This window comes from Brevibacillus fortis (assembly GCF_046196545.1).
In the GTDB taxonomy this organism is placed as follows: domain Bacteria; phylum Bacillota; class Bacilli; order Brevibacillales; family Brevibacillaceae; genus Brevibacillus; species Brevibacillus fortis_A.
Genome location: NZ_CP176370.1, coordinates 5725133 through 5746295 on the forward strand (window position 1 = coordinate 5725133; position 21163 = coordinate 5746295).

At 47.7% G+C, this 21163-nt stretch carries 18 protein-coding genes and 1 pseudogene; 9 read left to right on the plus strand and 10 right to left on the minus strand.

The window, feature by feature from the left end:
• The first annotated feature begins 197 nt into the window (after nucleotides 1-197).
• Nucleotides 198-1451 (plus strand): ATP-binding protein, encoded by a 1254-nt coding sequence (locus tag ACKKE8_RS27840; protein ID WP_409175859.1) that lies wholly within the window; start codon nucleotides 198-200, stop codon nucleotides 1449-1451.
• Nucleotides 1452-1609: 158 nt separating this feature from the next.
• Here the strand turns inward: ACKKE8_RS27840 and ACKKE8_RS27845 are convergent, their stop codons facing one another.
• From ACKKE8_RS27845 to ACKKE8_RS27860, 4 genes are all read right to left on the minus strand, one after another.
• Nucleotides 1610-3319 (minus strand): hypothetical protein, encoded by a 1710-nt coding sequence (locus tag ACKKE8_RS27845; RefSeq protein WP_409175860.1) that lies wholly within the window; start codon nucleotides 3317-3319, stop codon nucleotides 1610-1612.
• Nucleotides 3303-3848, minus strand: a complete 546-nt coding sequence (locus ACKKE8_RS27850; RefSeq protein ID WP_409175861.1) for an RNA polymerase sigma factor — start codon at nucleotides 3846-3848, stop codon at nucleotides 3303-3305. The genes ACKKE8_RS27845 and ACKKE8_RS27850 overlap by 17 nt, the downstream gene beginning before the upstream one ends.
• Nucleotides 3849-3869: 21 nt before the next feature.
• Nucleotides 3870-5381 (minus strand): hypothetical protein, encoded by a 1512-nt coding sequence (locus ACKKE8_RS27855; RefSeq protein ID WP_409175862.1) that lies wholly within the window; start codon nucleotides 5379-5381, stop codon nucleotides 3870-3872.
• A gap of 100 nt (nucleotides 5382-5481) precedes the next feature.
• The gene (locus tag ACKKE8_RS27860; RefSeq protein WP_409175863.1) at nucleotides 5482-6225 is read right to left on the minus strand and encodes an IclR family transcriptional regulator; all 744 of its coding nucleotides are present in this window, start codon (nucleotides 6223-6225) and stop codon (nucleotides 5482-5484) included.
• 190 nt (nucleotides 6226-6415) lie between these two features.
• Between ACKKE8_RS27860 and ACKKE8_RS27865 the strand changes: the two genes are divergently transcribed.
• From ACKKE8_RS27865 to ACKKE8_RS27880, 4 genes and pseudogenes are all read left to right on the plus strand, one after another.
• Nucleotides 6416-7291 carry a dimethylarginine dimethylaminohydrolase family protein gene (locus ACKKE8_RS27865; RefSeq protein WP_409175864.1) on the plus strand — a complete coding sequence of 292 codons (876 nt, stop codon included), beginning with the start codon at nucleotides 6416-6418 and terminating at the stop codon, nucleotides 7289-7291.
• A gap of 215 nt (nucleotides 7292-7506) precedes the next feature.
• On the plus strand, nucleotides 7507-7761 hold the full coding sequence (locus ACKKE8_RS27870) for a FeoA family protein (RefSeq protein ID WP_251253390.1): 255 nt from the start codon (nucleotides 7507-7509) through the stop codon (nucleotides 7759-7761).
• Nucleotides 7758-8489, plus strand: a complete 732-nt coding sequence (locus ACKKE8_RS27875; protein WP_409175865.1) for a FeoB small GTPase domain-containing protein — start codon at nucleotides 7758-7760, stop codon at nucleotides 8487-8489. Before ACKKE8_RS27870 ends, ACKKE8_RS27875 begins: the two co-directional genes overlap by 4 nt.
• Nucleotides 8467-9871: pseudogene (locus ACKKE8_RS27880) on the plus strand (nucleoside recognition domain-containing protein). Before ACKKE8_RS27875 ends, ACKKE8_RS27880 begins: the two are co-directional and overlap by 23 nt.
• Before the next feature lie 57 nt (nucleotides 9872-9928).
• Here the strand turns inward: ACKKE8_RS27880 and ACKKE8_RS27885 are convergent.
• The 3 genes from ACKKE8_RS27885 to ACKKE8_RS27895 form a co-directional block, all read right to left on the minus strand.
• Nucleotides 9929-11332 carry a hypothetical protein gene (locus ACKKE8_RS27885; protein WP_409175866.1) on the minus strand — a complete coding sequence of 468 codons (1404 nt, stop codon included), beginning with the start codon at nucleotides 11330-11332 and terminating at the stop codon, nucleotides 9929-9931.
• Nucleotides 11329-11886, minus strand: coding sequence for a sigma-70 family RNA polymerase sigma factor (locus ACKKE8_RS27890; RefSeq protein ID WP_409175867.1), 558 nt, complete (start codon nucleotides 11884-11886; stop codon nucleotides 11329-11331). The genes ACKKE8_RS27885 and ACKKE8_RS27890 overlap by 4 nt, the downstream gene beginning before the upstream one ends.
• A gap of 156 nt (nucleotides 11887-12042) precedes the next feature.
• Nucleotides 12043-12783, minus strand: coding sequence for a GNAT family N-acetyltransferase (locus tag ACKKE8_RS27895; protein ID WP_409175868.1), 741 nt, complete (start codon nucleotides 12781-12783; stop codon nucleotides 12043-12045).
• Between the two features lie 141 nt (nucleotides 12784-12924).
• On the opposite strand from ACKKE8_RS27895, the gene ACKKE8_RS27900 reads away from it, so the two are divergent.
• Nucleotides 12925-14097, plus strand: a complete 1173-nt coding sequence (locus ACKKE8_RS27900; RefSeq protein WP_409175869.1) for an NAD(P)/FAD-dependent oxidoreductase — start codon at nucleotides 12925-12927, stop codon at nucleotides 14095-14097.
• 45 nt (nucleotides 14098-14142) lie between these two features.
• A complete protein-coding gene (locus ACKKE8_RS27905) occupies nucleotides 14143-15009 on the plus strand; it encodes an RNA polymerase sigma-70 factor (protein WP_409175870.1) in 867 nt (288 codons plus the stop codon).
• An 89-nt stretch (nucleotides 15010-15098) separates the two neighbouring features.
• Here the strand turns inward: ACKKE8_RS27905 and ACKKE8_RS27910 are convergent, their stop codons facing one another.
• The 3 genes from ACKKE8_RS27910 to ACKKE8_RS27920 all read right to left on the minus strand — a co-directional run bounded on the left by ACKKE8_RS27910 (nucleotide 15099) and on the right by ACKKE8_RS27920 (nucleotide 18436).
• A complete protein-coding gene (locus tag ACKKE8_RS27910) occupies nucleotides 15099-15665 on the minus strand; it encodes an SMI1/KNR4 family protein (RefSeq protein ID WP_409175871.1) in 567 nt (188 codons plus the stop codon).
• 29 nt (nucleotides 15666-15694) lie between these two features.
• The gene (locus tag ACKKE8_RS27915) at nucleotides 15695-16267 is read right to left on the minus strand and encodes a histidine phosphatase family protein (RefSeq protein WP_409175872.1); all 573 of its coding nucleotides are present in this window, start codon (nucleotides 16265-16267) and stop codon (nucleotides 15695-15697) included.
• A 102-nt stretch (nucleotides 16268-16369) separates the two neighbouring features.
• Nucleotides 16370-18436: a methyl-accepting chemotaxis protein gene (locus ACKKE8_RS27920; RefSeq protein WP_409175873.1), complete on the minus strand. Its 2067-nt coding sequence runs from the start codon at nucleotides 18434-18436 to the stop codon at nucleotides 16370-16372.
• A gap of 246 nt (nucleotides 18437-18682) precedes the next feature.
• Here ACKKE8_RS27920 and ACKKE8_RS27925 point away from each other — a divergent pair, with 246 nt between their 5' ends.
• Both ACKKE8_RS27925 and ACKKE8_RS27930 read left to right on the plus strand, forming a co-directional pair.
• Nucleotides 18683-19252 (plus strand): DoxX family protein, encoded by a 570-nt coding sequence (locus ACKKE8_RS27925; RefSeq protein ID WP_106657160.1) that lies wholly within the window; start codon nucleotides 18683-18685, stop codon nucleotides 19250-19252.
• A gap of 235 nt (nucleotides 19253-19487) precedes the next feature.
• Complete coding sequence (locus ACKKE8_RS27930; protein ID WP_409175874.1) at nucleotides 19488-21119, plus strand: peptide ABC transporter substrate-binding protein; 1632 nt, start codon at nucleotides 19488-19490, stop codon at nucleotides 21117-21119.
• Nucleotides 21120-21163 lie beyond the last annotated feature (44 nt).

A 21163-nucleotide genomic window follows, 5' to 3' on the forward strand; every position in this document is an offset into this window, starting at 1 on the left:
TCTATTTTCAAAACGTTTGTATAAGTATATACAGAATATAATCTGGCAATTACCTATCTGTCAACTGGGTTTACCGAAAGAATTTTCTTGATAAATATTCCAGTTTCTTCTGTAACAACAAGAGGGATTTTGTTGTGTCTTGTCGAATTATCGTAGATTGATACAAGCCTAGCAAATATTTGCGATGGGGATGCTACATGAGTCTATTAAAAGAAGTTATTCTTCAATGGTTTTTCGCCATTATCCCGTTTGTGTTTTTCAACATCTATTACCGTGACAAAATGAGGAACTACAGCCGTTCCTTTATTGGCATCACCAGCTCAGCCTGCATGTTTCTCGCGATGACCTTCGCCCCGAGTGTCACGAATGGCATGTTTTTTGATATCCGACATGTCATCATTCTTTTCGGACTGGTTTATGGCGGAATCGAGATTGCCTTGCTCCTTCTGATTGAAGCCTTGGTTTATCGGTACTACCTAGGTGGCGAAGGAACATGGGTTGCGATGCTGATCCTTACAGTCAATTTTGTCTTGTCACTCTTTTTGTATCGGCACTACAAAGCCAGTTATCGGAAAACACTGTATCTTTTTATGACGAGTGCGATTTTTTCTACGGTTGCTTTAGGGACTACTTATTACTTTTTTCCCACCTATGTAACTCAACACCTCGTTTACTACACCATAGTGATTCCTATTCAAAACTTTTTCGGCCTCTGGTTATTAATGTCGCTTTTCAGCAAATGCGTTTCGGATAAGGAGCTGTTTATCCGCCACGCGCAAAATGAAAAAATCCAGACGATGAGCCATGTTGCTGCATCGCTCGCACACGAGGTTCGGAATCCGCTGACAGCAGTCAAAGGCTTCTTGAAATTAATACAGGAATGCCCAGAAAATTTGGTAAAAGTTGATCAATACATTCGTATCAGTCTCGACGAAATCCAACGCACTGAAGCCATTTTGACCGAATATCTTGCGATTTCCAAGCCGCTCAAGGAACGGCATGAGATCATTAATCTTAGCGAGCATCTGCATGCCATCCGCGAAGTGATGCTCCCCTTTGCCAATATGCATAACGTGGAGCTTACGCTGCAAGACTTTGAGAGACCTGTGACGATCAAGGCCAATCCAGACGAGTTCAAGCAAGTGTTGGTGAATTTCATCAAAAATGCCATCGAGGCGTGCTCGGATATTTCGGACGGAAAAGTCTCTCTGGACTTGCTCATCGAGCGAAACAAAGCACTGTTGGTCATCAAGGATAACGGTATCGGCATGGATGCAGGACAGATTAGCCGCCTCGGAACGATTTACTTTTCTACGAAAACAACTGGGACCGGTCTTGGATTGACGTATTCCTATCATGTCATTCATGCGATTGGCGGAACAGTCAATGTATCGAGCAAACCACGAGTAGGAACCAAGTTCACCATTATGCTCCCGTATAAGGCACAGTAGCTGCATGCAGGTTTTGCAGAGGGACTGTGCCTTTTTCCATTCGATCGCTAATGATGCAAATGACGGTGGGTTGCCCTTCCCCTCAAGTTTTACTATTCAATTTCTGGGAAGGCGTTATGCAAAACGAAACACCAGGAGTCTCCCCCTGGTGTCTCTCTTTATTCGTATGGCAGCCATTCTCCTGTAATGGCATCTACATCCCCGTTGCTTTTCAATATCTCTGCCGAATAGACCAAGATCGGTTGCTCTTGAATCCTATTGTTTTCAAGCGGGAATACATAACGGGGACTTAACGATTTATGTTGGAGATAAACCCGCGCCGCCGCTTCCGCTGAAATTACCTTGGACGCATCCGGGAAGGTCTCCTGCTCATGAGGGAATGTCAAAGTGGCCCCGATAATTTCTCCTGTCTGCCCGTCAAGCGTGATCTTGTAAAACTGATCCGGCACCATTACGCCGTTTACTTCTCGGACAAAGTTCAATTCAACCTGTCTGCCCATCACATAAATTTGCTCCCGCATCCGAACAGTCTTCACCCGTGAATCCAAATACGGCTCCAAAAACAAGATCGCTCGCTCCTGCAATTCTGCGACGGCAAGTGTCGGATCACCTTCTCGCAGCTCCGGATAAGATATCTTGAACGATGCAGCCCGATTGTTGACAGTAGTCAGCCGCATGAATCGCTCTCCTTTTTTGGCCTGGTATTCCCGTTCGTTGTCTCCCATCATATAATCGGGCACATTACTCCCGGTCAATGTGAAGCCCTCCACCTTCTGACCGAAGAACTCCATGGCGGCCGCAGCCTCTTTTTCCGATGTAACCATTGTCTTCTTGCCTCCGGGCTTGACGGCAATACTGTCGCGAAACGACTCCCCGCGCCACAAGGTCGTTTTCACTTCCTTGCCAGTACGAGCGTCAAGATACCCGGAGAAGTTTTCCCTATAACGAAGAACGTAGTCCACATCCTTCTTCCCGACTCTCTGATACGTCAGTTGCATGACTTCCGCAAGTCCGCTCTCCGCTTTCTTCGGTGAAGGCAGCTCAGCTATTGGAGGAAACCGCCCAATGTCCAGGTTCATTCCCGTTGAATCCCCTGAATTGATGTAGCGAATATGCCCGGCATCGCTCATGCCGATCACATAATTGTCTCCTTCTACCTGCACGTCATTCACGTAGCGTTGCAATCGGACGGCTTCATGCGAAACGGTATCTGCTCCCTCTTGCCCATCTACTTGTTCGATCCGATACTGTTCCAGATTTTTGCCTAGAAACGGTTCTATAAATGCCTTCGCCTGTCGCTCTATTCTCTCCTTGGAAGGCGCTCCTTCGACTTTCTCTTGCCCTGGAATTTTTACTAGGTCCAACCCGAGCAAGAGCCCGCTTTTGGCGTCCAATTTCGCTTTAGCATATAGCGACACTTCTGTTCGATCTTTGTTGCTGAACGTGCGAAAATCTATGTCGTACACCTCGCGAGGAGCTTTGGTTACGTAGACCCTCTTTTCCGCTTCCCGAAAAGGAGGATATTTCTCGTACAGCTTTTCCAATGTTCTAATCGCCGCTTGGCTTAGCTCGCTTTCTTTTATTTCTGTCGATGAGAAGGAGCGGGGTACCAGATGCGCTTGTGATTCAAACCGAGATTGCTTGAATATCTCCGGGGTTACCCCCATCATCCATATTGCTGCTGCCACCGTTGCAGCGGAAACTGTCCATGTCGCCAGCTTGAGGACGATTCTTTTCGGACGATTCGTTTTGGTGCGCGCCCGTTGCACCAGCTTTGCTTCCAGCGCTTCTACGAATTCGCTCCTTGGTTCCGCATCCTTTGACCGAGGAAGAGCCGCGAAGAATTGCTCGTCATTTGGAGTATTCATTGGCCAACCCTCCTATCCAATCGACATGCAAAACTTTTTTGAGTTCTTTTGTTGCCCGGTGAAAATCTACGCGGACCTTGGCTTCGCTTGTCCCGAGGATTTCTGCCGTTTCCCGAATACTGTAGGCCTTGATGCCACGCAAAATCAGTACATTCCGATGATGCGGCTTCATTTTCTGCATCGCCTGCTCAATTTCCAGCTGTTCTTCCTTGGAAGCCAGCTCCGCTTCCGGCCTTCCCAGAAGAGAAGGCAGCCCTTTTAACAAATCCATGCCAAAAAGCGTTTGCACCCGCCTCTTCCGGTAATCATCGATGGCGACATGCTTGGCAATATGCAAAATCCATGTCTTCACACTGGAACGCTCTTCATATCTGGCCAAAGCGTCCAAGACCCGGATAAACACTTCCTGTGTCAAATCCTCCGCATGCTCACGCTTCCCCGTAAAGTAGTAGAGATATTGATAGACATCACGGTAATGCTCGCGATAGATCGCTTTAATCCGCGCTTCGTAATCGACTCTGTCCTGCACTGGATTTCCTCTCCCTGCTCCCTACTTGATAAATTGACCTGTAACCGCGTCAACCTTTCCGTTTCTTTCTTTCGGCTCATAAACAAGGACAGGTATTCCCTGGTACCGTCCGTTAAGGGAAGGAAACACGTAGCGCAGTGTAAGCGGATTAGCTTTCAACAATGCTTGTACGGCTTGCTCGGGCCCTACGACATTTGAGGCATCATCATAGGATAATTTACCAGTAGTTACTGGTAAACTGGCGGATACAATGTCTCCCGTATGCATGTCAACTTTTACTGAATAGCCCTGTCCCTCAACCATAATCCCTTGGTGTACAGGGGAAAATAGAAACGTTTGCTTGCCTGCTTCTCTGTTAATCATTTGTGGTACCAGCTCCATTACCTCTGCGTCTACAAACGGTTGCAGAAACGCCACTGCTTTTTCCTCGGCAGCTGCCTCTGTAATCACTTTCTGCTTTGGTGGGTTTTCAAGTACATGGAAGTACGCAATCTGATCATTCACTGTCCTCACTGAGAACTTTTTGTTTCCAACCACGGCATCATACTCCTTTTCCCCCTCGAGAACTGGCGCACCTTTGGTTATTTTAAACTCAATTCCTTCAGGCAATGAAATAAAAGTGGAGAGTGCGGTGGCTATCTCCTCATTAGTTTTGGCGAAGACCCGCTGGTTGCCAGACGTTATCGGGATTGGTTTCCCGTACTTATTTTTCTTGGTCCATCCGGACTCTACCTCGGCTCCTGATCGTGCATCCAGATATCCGGAAAAATTCAGGCTGTAGACTGGGCGAAAGCCAGCGCTTATGTCTCTTGCTTTTTGCTCATAGCTAAGGTGGAGCATGTCTTCTAATTGTTTGCCGAATTCGTCTGGATTCTTAACCCCTGACGGAGCGGCGAATTTACTTGCGTCCATCTGCAATCCTGTTGTGCTTCCTGCGTTTATATAGTCTAGCTCGCCTACTCCATTGATCCCTACTACGTAAAGATCGTCTTTTACCGGAATCTGATTCACAACCCGAACGAAACGCACATTTGCCACGGCCTCTGCACCCTCACCATCAACTGTTACCTCGTCTATTTGGTATTGCTTGATGGCGTCACCGATGAAATCCTTCAGAATACTCGGCGCTTTTTCTTTTCCCATCGCTTCCGTAGGACTTACAGTCGGTTTCTTTTTGGGAATGTCGTGTGCAGAGAAGAATAACAGCATACCGTTGTTTGCATCGATTTTGGCATCCGCATACAGGGATACTTCCGTCCGCTCCTTGTTGCTGAAGATGCGGAATTGGATGTGGAAGACATCTCGCTCCTGATTGTTACGCGAAATGGTTTTTTCCGCATTTTTTAATTCCGGGTAGTGTTTGTTCAGCCTGTCTACGGTTTTTTGGGCTAATTTGCTCAATTGGGGTTGTGTCGATTGGGCTGCCGCGGCTTGTACAGTTACTTGTGGTTGCGCAACCCACAATGGGGTTGAGAAGAGCAAAGCAGCAGCTCCTACTGTGATCATCAGCTTTTTGGTTGCGTATGGTTTCATTTTGAATTTCCTCCTGGCTTCCTCTTTTTTTACGTTCATAGCCCAATAGTCGAAAGCAAAAGGGAAATGTTACAAGGAAATGAAAATAAAAAAAGGCCAGTCAAGCCTTTGACAGGCCGCCTAGCCGTTGCGAGGTTTTGAGAGCGACATCCTTTACCCGTTCAATCAAATACTGGAGTCGCTCCTCCTTCAAATCATATGTGACAATTCCAATGCTTAACGCCCCGATTACCTTTTGATTGTAGTCTATCACCGGCGCTGCGACAGAGGCCGTGTTTTCCGTCCGCTCCGCAAAGCTGACCGCATGACCAGCAGCTCTGATCTCCTGGAGCTTCTCCATAAAAGCAGGCGCCTGCTCTTCACCCACGAGCTGGATTACCGTTTGTCTCGCTTCTTCCACAGGCATGTGGGCAAGCACGACTTTATTGGCCGCACCGATATGCATTGGAATCCGCAAGCCCAACTGGTCATAGATGCGGATATTATGCTGACTGTCTACACGTTCGACGACAATGGATTCGAGTCCGCTAGGCTGACTGAAATAAACACTTTCGTTCACTTCTCTGGCGAGCTCCTCGATCATCGGCTTGATCACTTTGCGATAATCGATTCGATCAAGTACGCGTAAACCGAACTCCATCCACTTAATCCCCAACGTATATTGCTTGGTCGCAGCATCCTGCTCTACCAGTCCATGGTTCATCAACGTGTACAACAGTCGATAAATGGTGCTGACCGGGAGCTGGCATTCCTTCGCTAAATCATTGATCGTCCACCATTTTCTATGTTCATCCGACGAAAGTGCCGTTGCAATCGCCATCGCTCGATCAAACGATTGAATCACGGTCATCCCCCCTTTTTTATCTATCTTCTCATATGAAACTATGTTAAACCATTTGCTCTAATTTTGTGAATCGCAAAAAAACTCCAGGTAGGAATCACAGATTGACAGTCAGAAATCAGAATGTGTAAACTAATGATGAACATTTCGAAATATGAATAATATTCTGCAATGTGGAAAAAGGGAGGCAACTATGTTCCAAGGCAGCCAATCCATGGTCAAAAAGATGAAAACCGTCATCATCAAGCATCCCCATCAAGCATTTATCAGTCAAGAACATCTCGATCAATCGTGGAAAACCTTTAACTATACAGACCGCCCTGACTGGGACCGCGCTCTGCATGAATACGCCAAATTCGAATCGATTTTGCGCGAGCATGTAGAAAACGTCCTGCACTTGCCACAATCCGATAAAACCGGACTGGATTCCATTTACGCCCATGACCCGGTGAAATTCACTTCCAAAGGGGCAATCATCCTTAAATCTGGCAAGGAACTACGTCAGGGAGAAGCAGAAGTATACAAAGCCTTTTTAGAAGAAAACAATATTCCGATCCTGGGACAGCTCACAGGCGATGCCTTGTCAGATGGCGGCGATCTCGTCTGGCTGGATGACAAAACACTCGCGATCGGTCTTGGCTTCCGTACGAATGAAGCGGCTATCGCTCAAATTACGGAAATGGTCAAAGATTTCACAGATGAAATCATCGTGGTACAGCTCCCGTATGATCGCGGTCCTGCCGAATGTTTGCATCTGATGTCGATTATCAGCATGGTCGATCATGATTTGGCAGTCGTCTACTCCAAGCTGATGCCAGTATTTTTCCGCCAACTGCTCATCGACAGAGGCATTCAGTTAATCGAGGTACCGGATGATGAGTACGAAAACCTTGGCAGCAATGTTCTCGCCCTCGCTCCACGAGTGTGTATGGTCGTGGCAGGGAACCCGATTACGAAGCAACGCCTTCTCGACGCGGGTGCGACTGTGTACGACTATGAGGGCGAGGAGATTTCTTATAAAGGAACAGGTGGGCCTACTTGCCTGACAAGCCCAGTGGAACGAATTTAGCCGTTAGATACTGTACCCCAGTTGTTAGACCATTAACGATTGGAGGTGCAGTTTTTTATGACGAAAAAGTTTCCTTAAGCAAAAACTTTGTTGCCTGGGAAAGAATCTTATCTTAAACTAAAATCATGAAGATAACGACTACATGCACTTTTTTTTACCCTCATTTTTGCCCTAAGCCAACAGTTTGTCCTTAACGAAAAAGGAGAGTGAACATCATGCCGTCTATCAGCATTCCTTTGTCTGATGCCTTGATTGGTAGCCACATCTGTCTGGATCGGATTGACGTTCAGGGTATACTGCGCAGGCGATTGCTGGATCTCGGCTTCGTCCCCGGCAACATCGTTGAAGTTATGCAAAAAAGTCCGCTAGGCGATCCCATTGCCTTTCGGGTAAATAACACGATCATCGCCCTGCGCAAAGAAGAAAGCTCCCTCATATTCGGGGAGTACGTGGGAAGTGACGAAAAATGAATTCCTACAGGATTGCCTTGGCAGGAAATCCGAATACCGGTAAGAGTACATTATTCAACACATTGACGGGGCTTCGCCAACATACGGGAAACTGGGCAGGAAAGACAGTCGTAATGGCTGAGGGAGAATTCTCTCGGGGAAATACGACTTTTCGGATCATCGATTTGCCAGGTACGTATTCCTTGTATTCAAACTCGGCGGATGAAGAAGTGGCGAGGGATTACATTATCTTCGAGCAACCTGACGTCACCATTGTGGTACTGGACGCAACTTCATTGGAACGGAATCTCAATTTAGCCTTGCAGGTGTTGGAAATGACCCCTCGCGTTGTCGTATGCGTCAATTTGATCGATGAGGCGAAAAGGCTTGGTATTCGTATTGATCTGGAAAAAATCTCGCAAAGATTAGGCGCTCCCTGTATCGCCATTTCCGCCAGAAATCATATTGGGATCGAGAATTTGCTCGATCAGGTGGAGAAAGTAGCGAACGGAACAATCGTGCCCAATCCTGTACAGATAACCTACAGTGACCAGATTGAATCCAAGCTGGCACAGTTGGAGCCGCTCATCGAGAAAACCTTGGGTAGCCGCTTTCCGACAAGATGGATCGCTCTGCGGTTGTTAGATGGTGATGAAAGTTTGTTGCGAACTTTGAAGGAGCGCATGCAAGAACCAGCTACCTCTTCAGGGAAGGAGTGCTTGACCCATGGGCAAACCGTTTGCCACTAATTCGACTGATCCCCTGGATGCGCTTCTTTCCGTAGCCCGCAACTCAGTGGAAGGCAGTGCAGTTCGGGACACGATTGTGAGTGACATTTACCGCACCAGTCGCAGTATTTGCAAGGAAGCAGTGACATACGAAGACAAGCAAAAGCTATCTAGTGCATATAAGCTGGATAAAATTGTGACGTCCAAGATATGGGGCTACCCCATCATGCTGGCGATTTTAGGCGCGGTATTCTGGATTACGATCGCAGGTGCCAATGTTCCATCCGGAATGCTTGCCGACATGTTCGGTGTTGTCGAGGGTTATCTAACTGCTGGCTTTCAGGCTGTACATGCACCTGATTGGCTGCACGGGATTCTGGTTCTCGGATTCTTTCGCGGTACCTCATGGGTTGTCAGCGTCATGCTGCCGCCAATGGCTATCTTTTTCCCAGTCTTTGCCCTGCTCGAGAACTTCGGATATCTGCCGCGCGTCGCGTTCAACATGGATCGTCTGTTTAAAAATGCAGGCGGACACGGAAAACAGGCATTGACCATGTCGATGGGGTTTGGCTGTAACGCAGCGGCCATCCTTTCCACCCGGATTATCGAATCTCCCCGGGAGCGAATGTTGGCGATTCTGACCAACAATTTCGTCCCGTGCAATGGTCGCTGGCCCACTTTGATCTTATTGGCGTCGCTATTTATGGCGACCAGCACGACCAGCGGATGGCAATCTCTGATTACTGCTCTTATCGTCATGGGTATGGTACTTTTTGGAATCGTTATCACTCTTACTGTTTCCTGGACGCTATCCAAAACAGCCTTGCGCGGGGTACCAACACACTATACGCTGGAGCTGCCCCCATACCGTCGTCCGCAGATTTGGAAAACCATCCTGATCGCAAGCAAAGATAAATCGTGGAGCGTATTGAAAAGGGCCGTCATTGTAGCCGCCCCTGCTGGTGTCATCACTTGGATTTTGGGCAATATCTATGTTGGAGGGGATAGCATCCTCGCCCACATGGCTGCGTTTTTTGATCCGTTTGCGCATATCATTGGGCTCGATGGCTATATTCTCATGGCTTTTATTCTCGGCTTGCCCGCGAATGAAATCGTGCTGCCGATCCTTCTGATGGGGTACATGTCCTCCGGTGCCATGGTTGATGTGGACGGCATCGACAACATCAAGGATGTCTTCTTGCAGCACGGGTGGACTTGGTTGACAGCACTCAATATGATGCTGTTCTCTCTGCTTCATTACCCTTGCGGCACTACCTTGTTCAATATTTACAAGGAAACGAAAAGTGTGAAATGGACACTTCTATCCGCACTTCCCTCTAGCCATTGCGATCGGAGTAACGTTCTTGACTGCCCAGGTGGCAAGAGTACTCGGTTGGGTGTAAAAAACAGTAAAAAGCCTTTGCACAATACCAGACCCCCTGGTTCGTGCAAAGGCTTTCTTATTTCGTAATAGGTATTACACCTTTAATGGGAAATCTCTCAAACTCCAGTCCGCTCATCTCCATCTGATACGTATCCTGTTTCGGTACCTTGTAAGTAAGCGAAACAGTCTCCAGATTCTCTGCGATAATGAAATCCTTGTAGTACTGACCATCTACACGCAAGTTAATATCTTCCGGTCTCTTGTTCGGGATGACGATGAAAAGCTTGCCTTTGTCGTAATACACCTTTTCTATGTTCAGCTTTTTCTTTTTGCCAAATGGAATGCTTTGCGGATATTTGGCATTCCGATCCAGCACGAGATGCTCCTCAATTTGCTTGAAAGCAGATACCTCGTCGAATCGAAGCTCGAGTTTTTCCGGTACGTCTCCAAAGAAGAGAGATGGGAAAAACTGCATGGTATACTTGTCGCTGCCCTGAACCCGGGTAGCATCGCCACCTCGAACCCGTTCCAGATTCTTATTGATTCGGTCATCCATTGCCGGATATTCCTTTCCACTCCCATCTACCAGCTTGACATTCTCCAAGCGATGCAGCTCGAACCCATCCTGCAAAGTAGCTTCCAGCTCCGCTTCCATCACAGTCGGAGAAGCTACGATCTGGTTTACTTTCAGACTCGTTAACAGGCTGTCTGTTTCAAGCACAGCATCTACACCTGCATCCGGTTGGATTACTTTTTCTGCTACAGTGACGGACCTTGGCAGGGGCAGCAACAGCTCGGCTACCACTTCATCAGCTTCTTTCTTGCGCATATCTACAATTTGCACAGGCAGAACGGGCTTCGTCTGATTCATAAACTCCCGCATTTTTTTCTCGTCAATTCGGTAATTCGGTGTGATGATAAGATAATGCACACCATCGATTACTTGAAAATCTTTCGGAGCATGACCTATTTCTTTCAGCTCCCCAAAATCTACACGAAGACTCCCATAGAGCATCTCGCTTCTTTTCGATTCGTCCGGAATCCGCGCAATCTCCTCCATTTTTTCACCGGAGATTAACAGCGTAAACGTAATCCGTCTGTGATCGACCATGGCATCCCTGATCTGATAAACAAAACCGTCCTTCTCCAATTTCACCTCAGGCAAAATCGGATAGCCGTTCTTCAAAGCATGCATGAAACCTTCATCTGGTGTGATCCATTCAAATACTTCCTGGCCTCGCTCTGCGCCCGTCAGTCCCCACAAATTTCCCTCAAAGGGCTGAACAATCTGGAAGAAAAAAGTCGCAGCAACTGCCACTCCTGCTGCCCAAGAGGTTACTTGCCAACGACGGCGACGTTTCTCACGCTGAATTTTTGTGAATACTTCCTGCTCGAATTTTTCCAAATGAAACGGATATTTTTCACGGACGGATTGCTTTGCTGATTGACTCCATTCTTTCCACATGCGATCGTCGCTCATCCTTTTACCTCCTTCGACATGGTCTCCTTTAATTGCTTCCTGGCTCGATGCAAACGCGTACGGACGACCTCCTGCGAAACCCCGAGAATGTCTGCCACTTCCGCAATAGACAGGTCTTCGTAATAATGTAAGAGGATAACCTGCCTGTACTTCGGTACGAGGGATTGAATGTACGTGACGACCTCTTCCCGCTTCACCCGATTTAAAATCTCTTCCTCTACCTGATTGTTTGCCTGCCGATCCATCAGGTCGCCCAGATGATCATCCATCGTCGGAAAAATGTTGCGGAACGACCATGACCGAAAATGCTTTTTGCTTTCATTCATCGCAATCTTGTAGAGCCAATGCTTGATCTGTCCGTCCCCGCGGAACTGATCGAGATGCCGATATGCTTTGATAAACACGTTTTGGGTAATATCGTCTGCCAAGGCATGATTCTTTACTGTGAGACACACCAGATGAAAAATCTTCTCCCCGTATTGCTGCATCAGCCATTTCAGTCTGGCTTCCCGTGTAACCTCCAGACTCGCTGGCATTGTTTCTGCTTCGTTCAACCCGTTCACCTCATCCGTTGATTGCTTGCTAGTAGGTATGATCCATCTCACGGCAAAAAGGTGACAGAAAATGCAAAAAGAAACCGCTGTGGCTTCCACAACGGCTACTTCGCTGTTTGTTCTTCCTTTTCCAAAAACCAAACCTTTTGAATCGATCTATAAAAAATGCTGCATCCAAATATTCGGCTCGATATATACCACTTCGTCCTTTTCCACGTCAACCTGCACCGGAACTAATGCGTCTGGAATGATGTACGATCCGGACTCGGGGAATTTCATCCCTGTCCAGCTTTCCCAATCCGTCAGACTTCCTCTGATCAGCATGGATTCCGGCGCCACCTGCATGATCGTCGCTCCCAGCTTCCAATGCGTGCGCACCCACGGATCAAACGGAGCGTCATCGGTCGTTTTCCACTGAACATACTTGTCCATGGGCGTGAGCGGGTACTTGTGCTTGAGCGATGGACGGACAGGTGCCACCAAGTACGCCAAGCCATTTTCCTTGGCGATATCCTTCATCGCTGTAACCATCTGCTTGCTGAGACCGAGTCCGCGATAGCGGGGATCGATGGAGATGGAGAGTGCCGATAACGCGTTTGGCTGTTTTTCTTGGCGGTAGTCTTCAATCCCTTGCAGAAAGACATCATCCCAGCCTTTTGGCAGCCCTTCCGCAGTGCCATCCCAATAAAATGGAATCGCATTTCCTACAGCCATCACCTGGTCAGACTCGTCCGTCAGCATAAATTGATAAGGGGAGAACCAGTCATACAGATGACCGTAATATTCGTTAGCCACCTCGTCATTCAGCATGAAGGCAGACCAGCTTGCTTCGATTAGTGCATCTGCTTGATCGTTTAGATCCGATCTTTGTGCGAAAGTGTAGATGTTGTATGACATGCTTGGAATCCTCCTACGAACTCAGATGTCTATCTTCCCATCTATTCCCTATTCGATTTTCTTCGACATTTTCCTCTTGTGTGTCACACAACCGCTCCCTCTCTCGTTATATGGTCAAATCCAAACGAGGAGCTGATTGGCATGAAAGAACAAACATGTGTGATTGTCGGGGGCGGGCACGCAGGTATCAACGCGCTAAAAGCCGTTCGGGATACGTGCAAAGGACGCCCGATCCGCTTCATCTTACTCGATAAAGAGCCTCATCACCTTCGCAAAGTCCTGTTGTTCAAACCAGCGGTTGCCAAAACAGACATCTCGATTCCGCTAAAAAGTATGTTTCCAGAGGGCGTCGAATTCGTACAAGGTACAGTCACATCTATCACAGGGAAGGAGAAGACCCTCTTATTCCTGAACAAAAATGGCCAAGAACAGGCGTTGCCCTACGACATGCTCATCCTGGCAGTAGGAAGCGTCATTCGCCAACCAGAGCCAGAACAAGGCGGTATCGCTTTGACGGGCGTCGATGCGGCCGAAGCGATTCGGGATAAGTGGCTTGCCAACATGCGCCAAGCTGTCCATGAAAAGCAGCCATCCGAACGAGAGCGATTGTTGACCATCGCCGTTGCGGGAGCGGGCATTAGCGGGATAGAGACCGCTGCGGAGCTGGCTTTTGCCATGCGCGAGGAAGCGAAGAACCTCGGCATCCATCCTGATGAAGTCAAGGTCTATCTCATCAACGCACAAAATCGTTTGTTTGCGGAAGGGTCTGCCAAAATGGGGCGCAAGCTGGAGAGTGCACTCACGGATGGCGGCGTAACCATTCTGCATAGTCAAAAGGCACTTCATGAGCGGGACGGAAAGCTGACGCTAGCCAGCGGTCGCACGATAGCTGTCGGACTATGCGTCTGGTCGCTCGGCTTGCAGCCTAATCCCGCATTGCGCAGCATGGGCGTGCCACTGACCACACACGGACAGGTGGTCGTCGATGAATCCTATCGTGTAGCGGGAACGCCGGGGGTGTACAGTATTGGCGATTGTGCACGCATCGTAGATCCAACCAGCGGTCAAGCGGACACGATGACATGCAAGGAAGCCTCCGGACAGGCGATACGTTTGGGCAAAATTGTGCTGGCTGATTTGGACGGCACCCCTGCCCCTGCACACAAAAGCTACATGGACTTTTACTGCGTCGGACTCGGCCCTGAACGCGGAATGGTTTGGACGAGAAAATGGGGACTCGATATTATTTTGACAGGAAAATTGGGGTGGAAACTTCGCCAGTTTACCTGGAATATTGCCAGCATGATAAAATAGGAAAAAATAGGGACGTACGAAGACACAAGAGGAAGTGACACAGCCATGGAGGCTCTGTACAAACAATATAAGGGGCTCATGTTCCGCCTCGCCTATCAGATGCTCGGCTCGGCCACGGATGCGGAGGATATCGTGCAGGACGTATTCGTGAAGGCCCATGATCTCTCGCTGGAACAGATGCTAGAACCGAAGGCTTACCTGTGCAAAATGACAACAAACCGCTGCCTCGATTTGTTAAAATCGGCCCGCAAAAAACGGGAGCTGTATACTGGACCATGGCTGCCAGAGCCCATCTCTACCCCTGATGCAGACAGCTATGATTCTGTCATTACCAAAGATTTGCTCTCCTACGCAATGCTCGTCCTGTTGGAGCGGCTGTCTCCCCCAGAACGAGCGGTGTTCGTTTTGCGAGAAGCCTTTGACTTCCAATACGACGAGATTGCCGAGCTGGTTGGAAAAAGCGAAGCGAATTGCCGCAAGATCGTTAGTCGGGCTAAAAAGAAAATGGGGATTGACTCAGAGGAACCTCATCTCCCCCCAGAAAAAGAGCTCGGCGAAGAATGGATCAGCCGTTTTCTGTCTGCGCTGGAGCACGGAAATGTCGAGACATTACTTACTCTGCTTGCCACAGATGCAGTATTGCTCTCCGACGGTGGCGGCAAGGTTACCGCAGCCCTGCATCCGATCTTGTCTGGCGAACGCGTGGCTTCCTTCTTACTCGGCTTGATTCGCAGCTTCTCGAAGCGTCCAAATTTCTCTGTAGAGCTCGCACCTTTAAACAACCAGACCGGGTTTGTGATCAAACAGGACGGCAGAATCGACACCGTTGTGTTTTTGCATATCGAACACGGAGTCATTCGTAACCTCTACTTCGTTCGAAATCCTGATAAATTAAAATTTATAGAGTCATAGCCGGCTCCTAGCGTATCAAACGATTCTCACAAAAATCTCACAAGCAAAACCCTCTTTCCTATTTTAGTGAAAGAGGGTTTGATTTCGCGTCATGCACGTTCTAAAAAAGTGTGGTCGAAATAGGATTTGAAATTCGAATACAAAAAGACAAGTGACTCTTTAAGCTTGTTACGATCTGTATTTTCTTCATCCATCTCAAATAATATTTCATGTTCAATCCCGTAGATGGCACACTTCTCTTCATCCGGGCTTTCTTGCAAATCGATACAGTATAGCTTGCCGTACTCCGCATCCCATGAAAAAGGAAGGTAGCCTAACTTGCAAAGCAATGGATTGTACATATCCTTAATACGTTCGAGAGGCTCATCGATCCCTTGCTCAGGAATGACATCGAAATAGTGATGATAGGTTGAAATAAACGCCTTGTACCACTCCGGAAATGTCAGCCCGAATTCTTCTTCGAGCGAAGCCACATCCTCCTGACTTACGATAGAAGGAACCAGCTTCCATCTGGACCATTCTTCATCGACATCAGCTACCTTCATGACATCAGGGACATCTGGCCGCATCCATCTGCAAAAGCCTTCCTCTGTTACTTGATTATATCGGGCATAGTAAGCTTCAAAACCATTCTTGATATACTCTTTTATATCCATATGTAAAGCCTCCTTCTTCCTATAGGAAGTCAGTTCCTCCATAATCGCTTCGCTTCCACGAGCACTTCACCCTGAAATTCCATTTTGTAAATATCAGGCTTGGACATCGTCAATAAAAAATCCAAGTCGTACTGACTGTCAAAGTACCCCATCATCAATGTCATAACGGCACCATGCGTTCCGATTACAACTTTCTGCCCTCTATATTGCTCTAAAATTTTTCGCAACGTACTTACCACACGATTCCGACAAATTGTGATAGACTCTCCTCCAAGCAAAGAAAAGTCTGGCTCAGTAAACATCTTCTTTACTAATGGATACAATTCGCTATCAGCCATAATTTGATTGTTTCCGATAAAAACGAGTTCTCTCAGCTCTTCTAAAACGACGATCTCTTTCCCTACGGACTGGGCTAATTCTTCTATGGTTGCCATTGCCCTTTTATACGGACTTGAAATGAACGCATCGATCCCCTCGTCTTTCAACAATTGCGTAATGATACGGGCATCTGACCTACCTTTTTCAGTCAGTCCTCGTGTTCTTTCGTCCCCTTCGGTTTTTGGTGATTCTCCGTGCCTGACCATGTAAATAAAGGTTTTCATACATAACCTCCGTGGAAACTTATTATTTTCCGCCCTACATCCTTCCTGCAAATATATTACAACAAAACCCCCTCTCCGTTTTCACCAGAAAGGGGGGCCCTCTTACATTTTGAACCGATGCACGATCTCTTCCATCGTCTGTGTCAAGCCGACATTCCGTTCGGAAATAGACGCGATCTGTTGATTATTGTCCGCGATTATGCGAGATTGCTCTGTAATCGCCTCCACACTTTGTGCACTTTTCTCCATGGAGTTCGTCACTTGCTCCACCACAGTAACCACATTGCTAATCGTTGAAGTCAACTCTTCAAAAGAGGCATTGAATTCCGCCAGCAACGTATGGAAACGGTGTGCATCCAAATTGTACTTCTCCGATGTTTCCATCATGCTGTCATAGTCAGGAATGACCCGCGTTTCGATGAATTCCAATACGCTCGACGAATGAGTCGCCAGATTGTCTACGGATTCGCCCGCGACCTGAATAATGCGTTGAATATCAATCACGACCTCAGACGATTGCGTCGCCAGTCTGCGTATCTCATCCGCTACGACAGAAAACCCTCTACCGCTGTCTCCCGCACGTGCAGCTTCAATCGCCGCATTCAATGCCAACAGATTCGTCTGCTCAGAGATCGTGAGTATTGCCTCTGCCAACAGGTTGATTTTTTCCATCGATTCCTTCGAATCGGTGATCGCGATTTCCGTTTGCGCCTTTACGTTCATATAGAGCTCTGTCGTCATTTTATCCGCAGCCAATGCATGTTGCCGCAAAGCAGTTGCCCGCGAGCTGACATCCTGCGCGGTCGCAGCCGCTTCTTCTGTTCTTTTCGTAATCGTCTGAATGACCGTCTCCATATCGTTTAAGGTCGCATTCATCTCTTCTGTAGCCGCCATCGTCTCCTGCATATGGGCGAGCAAGATGCCCGTAGCCTCCGCTGTTCCGCTGGACTGCTCGCTTACTTTGTTAGTTGACTGCTTCGCGCTTTGTGCATTTTCAGCGACCGAGCGGGACACGACTGTCAGCTTGCTCACAACCTCGCTCAATTGCTCACGCATGACAATGATCGACTGTGCCGTCAATCCAATCTCATCCTGCGTTCCCTGCTCGTTTACCGCCATTTTTTCCCGCAAATCAAATTGAGCCGTTTGCGTAATGATCTCTCTCATTTGATCAATCGGGCGGGTAATCCAGCGACTCAGCAGGAAGGATAGCAGCAACGCTCCTGCCACGGAACATACCAGCTTCCAGACAACAGACTCCAGATTGTCCGCCAGCTTCTGGTTCAGCTTGGTATTGTCATACACAATCTTGATGACACGTGATCGGCTGAGATCATTGGGATCTTTGCCTAGCTTGTACGGGACGAGGCGATAAGTGAGATCTTTCTCCTCTGTTTTTTCATGAAACTCTCTGATCTGTTGAGATTGGTATGCTTCCGTAAAAATCGGCAAGTGACGATCGATCACCCGCAAGGCTTTCCCGTCGCTCCCTGTTCTCCCCAAAGCGTAACCATCATGAGAAAAGACCAGAATATCTTTTACCATGTCGTATTTCTCCGTGATCGCCTGCGACACAGCCAAGAAGTTAAATGTCTGGAAAAGAGCGCTGTCCTGCAAATTCACACTGACTTCAAACAGGTACCTCTGGTCATACGTAGGGAGATAAGCGAACTTTTTAATTTGGCCTGTATTGACGGAAACCTCCATGCCATCTGCAGAAAACTCATTTCCATCGATCCGCTTTTTCAACAGCTCCGTAAATGCCCCGGCATTGCTGAAGTCAAGCCCAATATCGGTTTTGACGCTGGAATGAACGACCTTGATATTTCGGTCAATGATGAAAATATCCATCCCATACTGCTCACGCAGGGCTGCATAGTCCCACGTCTCCACCGCTGGATTTTCCCGATAGTTGTTCGTTAACACTTGCAGTGTTTGCTGCATGCGGGTTTCCATGTCTTTCTCAAAAACGCCGTATGCCATATCCACATTCTTCACTGCATTCGTGACATGATCCTCTACCAGCTGGTACTGTACCGCTTGGTCAGAAATAATATTCGCCTTGAACTGAACATAGTCAATAATAGACAACACAATGGCTACCAGCATCGTAAATAAAGAAATCATCAAGGTAAGCTTAGTACGAAAAGACATCCACATTCGTTTCATAAGTCTGCTCCAAGAAGTTTTATTTTTTAACATAACTTAACATAATTTACCACATCTTAACTTGTCAATCCTTTCATGAATTTACTGTATTTTGGCAATATATACACTAGGATTTACCATTAACACCGTACTTATAGTGTCAATGAACACCGTATGAACTTATGCCCAAAACCGCACTGCACCGCCATTTGTTATGTTAAAATCGGCTCGAACAAAGATGTTCAAAACATGTAGGAGGACACCCACATGCAAAATCGTCAAAACGAAATTATTATTCCTGAAAATCCTGTTTCACACTTCCTGTTTACCAGCACAAAATCGGCTGCGATCTGGTTGATCATCAGACTGTATGTCGGCTATTCATGGATTACTGCAGGATGGAAAAAAGTCCAGTCCGATAGCTGGACCGGAGATGCGGCTGGCGGTGCGATCCAAGGGTTCGTAAAAGGCTCCTTGGCAAAAGCAGCCGAAGGAAAGGACGTAACGGGGTGGTACGCCTGGTTCCTGGAAAATATGGTATTGCCAAATGCCAAGGTGTTCGGCTTCCTCGTTGCTTGGGGCGAGGTACTCGTCGGACTCGGCTTGATCCTCGGCTGCCTGACAGGGATCGCAGCGTTTTTCGGCGGCTTGATGAACGTCAGCTTTCTATTCGCAGGAACGGTAAGCACCAATCCACTTCTTTTTGTTTTTGCCACTTGGCTCGTTCTGGCTTGGAAGGTTGCGGGCTGGTATGGTCTTGATCGCTGGGCGCTTTCGTATCTCGGAACACCTTGGACGAGAAAATCGCGCGATGGTGTTTTGCCGATGAACAAGTAATCCTGTCTTTCCGCTCGAATGACAAAGCCACCTTTTGCGGGTGGCTTTTGTTGTCCCTTCAGACCAATAGTTATTTAAAGTAACGGACAAATTGTATGAATTTATTCCGACTTGTACCTGTGATTTTTAATGAATATTTATACATTGTGTTGAATGACTGTCTGATTGCTGTGCATTATTCTTTTGAGGAACTATAAATTTTCTTATTTTTCAAATAATTCAACAGGAGGACTGTATGAACAAGTGGCTACTAGGCATTTCTACTGCTGTTTTGTTGTTTAGTCTCTCAGTCGGCTGTAGCTCGAAGCCCGCCGACAATATCCAATCCCCTCCAGCGGAAGCAACAGCAAAGCCTACTACCTCAGAGCCAATGGTCTTGCAATGGAGCATCACCGGGGAGCCGTCTACCATGGATGCCGGCATTGCAACAGATTCAACCTCAATGGACATGATCAATCTCACCTTCGAAGGACTGACCAGCGTCGATCGTCAAGGCCAGATGATCAACGCCATCGCGGAGAGCTACACGCATACTCCTGACTTCACTCATTTTACTTTTACCATTCGAAAGGACGCCAAATGGAGCAATGGCGATCCTGTTACCGCTCACGATTTTGAGTACGCCATCAAGCGCAATCTCGACCCCAAAACCGCTTCCGGCTACGCTTATCAGCTCTTCTATATCAAAGGGGGCGAGGATTTTTACTCCGGAAAAGGCAAGCAAGAGGACGTCGGGGTAAAGGCAAAGGACGACTACACACTAGATTTCACCTTACGCTCACCAACACCGTTCTTCCGCGAATTGACCTCATTCACTACCTACTACCCGCTTCATAAAAAGACCATCGAGAGCAACCCCCAGTGGGCAACAGAAGCGAAAACAATTGTCGGCAATGGCCCTTTTATCATGGATACGTGGGAGCACAAATCCAAGCTCACCTTCAGCAAAAGCCCTACTTATTGGGACAACGCCAACGTCAAGCTAGATCAGATCCATATTGTCATCATCGAGGATAATAACACCGCCCTGTCCATGTTTGAAAATGGCGACCTGGATTGGGGAGGCTACCCTTCCTTTGGATTGTCGCCAGATGCGGTCGGTCAGATCAAGGAAGAGGGCAAGCTGCTCGTCGCAGATAACCCCGGCACCAAAGCCGTCATCTTCAATACAGAGAAGCCTCCTTTTACCAACAAAAAAATTCGCCAGGCGTTTTCGTATTCTATCGACCGACAGCAATTGGTGGATAACATCCTGCAGACCGGTGTTCCGCCCGCTTATGGCTGGGTTCCGGTTTCCATGGGGTTGAATCCGGACGGCTACTTTAAAGAAGATGTGTCGAAGGCCAAGCAGCTTTTGGCAGAAGGCATGAAAGAGCTCGGATTGACTCAATTCCCTAAAGTCACGTACTACTACGACACCGGAGAAACGGACAAGAAGCTGGCTCAAGCACTCCAGGACGAGTGGAAGAAAACACTGGGGATCGATATTGACATTCGCACCTCAGAATGGAAAGTGTTCAACGAGGATGTCCAAAATGGCAAATACGACTTCGGCATCTGGCTATGGGGAGCCGATTTCAACGACCCAATCAATTTCCTCGAAATGTACAAGGACTTGGGTGGCAACAACGTCGTTCGCTTCGACAACAAGGAATACCGCGATCTGCTCAATAAGAGCTACTATGAGACCGACGAGCAAAAGCGCAAGCAGCTGATGTTTGATGCTGAAAAAATTCTCATGGAAGAAATGCCGCTGGCACCTCTGCACTTCCGCGGCAATGCTTATGTGAAAAACGACAAGGTGAAGGACTTCGTGATCTTCCCTCTCGGCGGTTCCTACTTTAAATACGCGTATATTGAAAAATAATAGAGCGCGGGCATCCTCTCTATGCGAAATAGATAGAGAGGAAT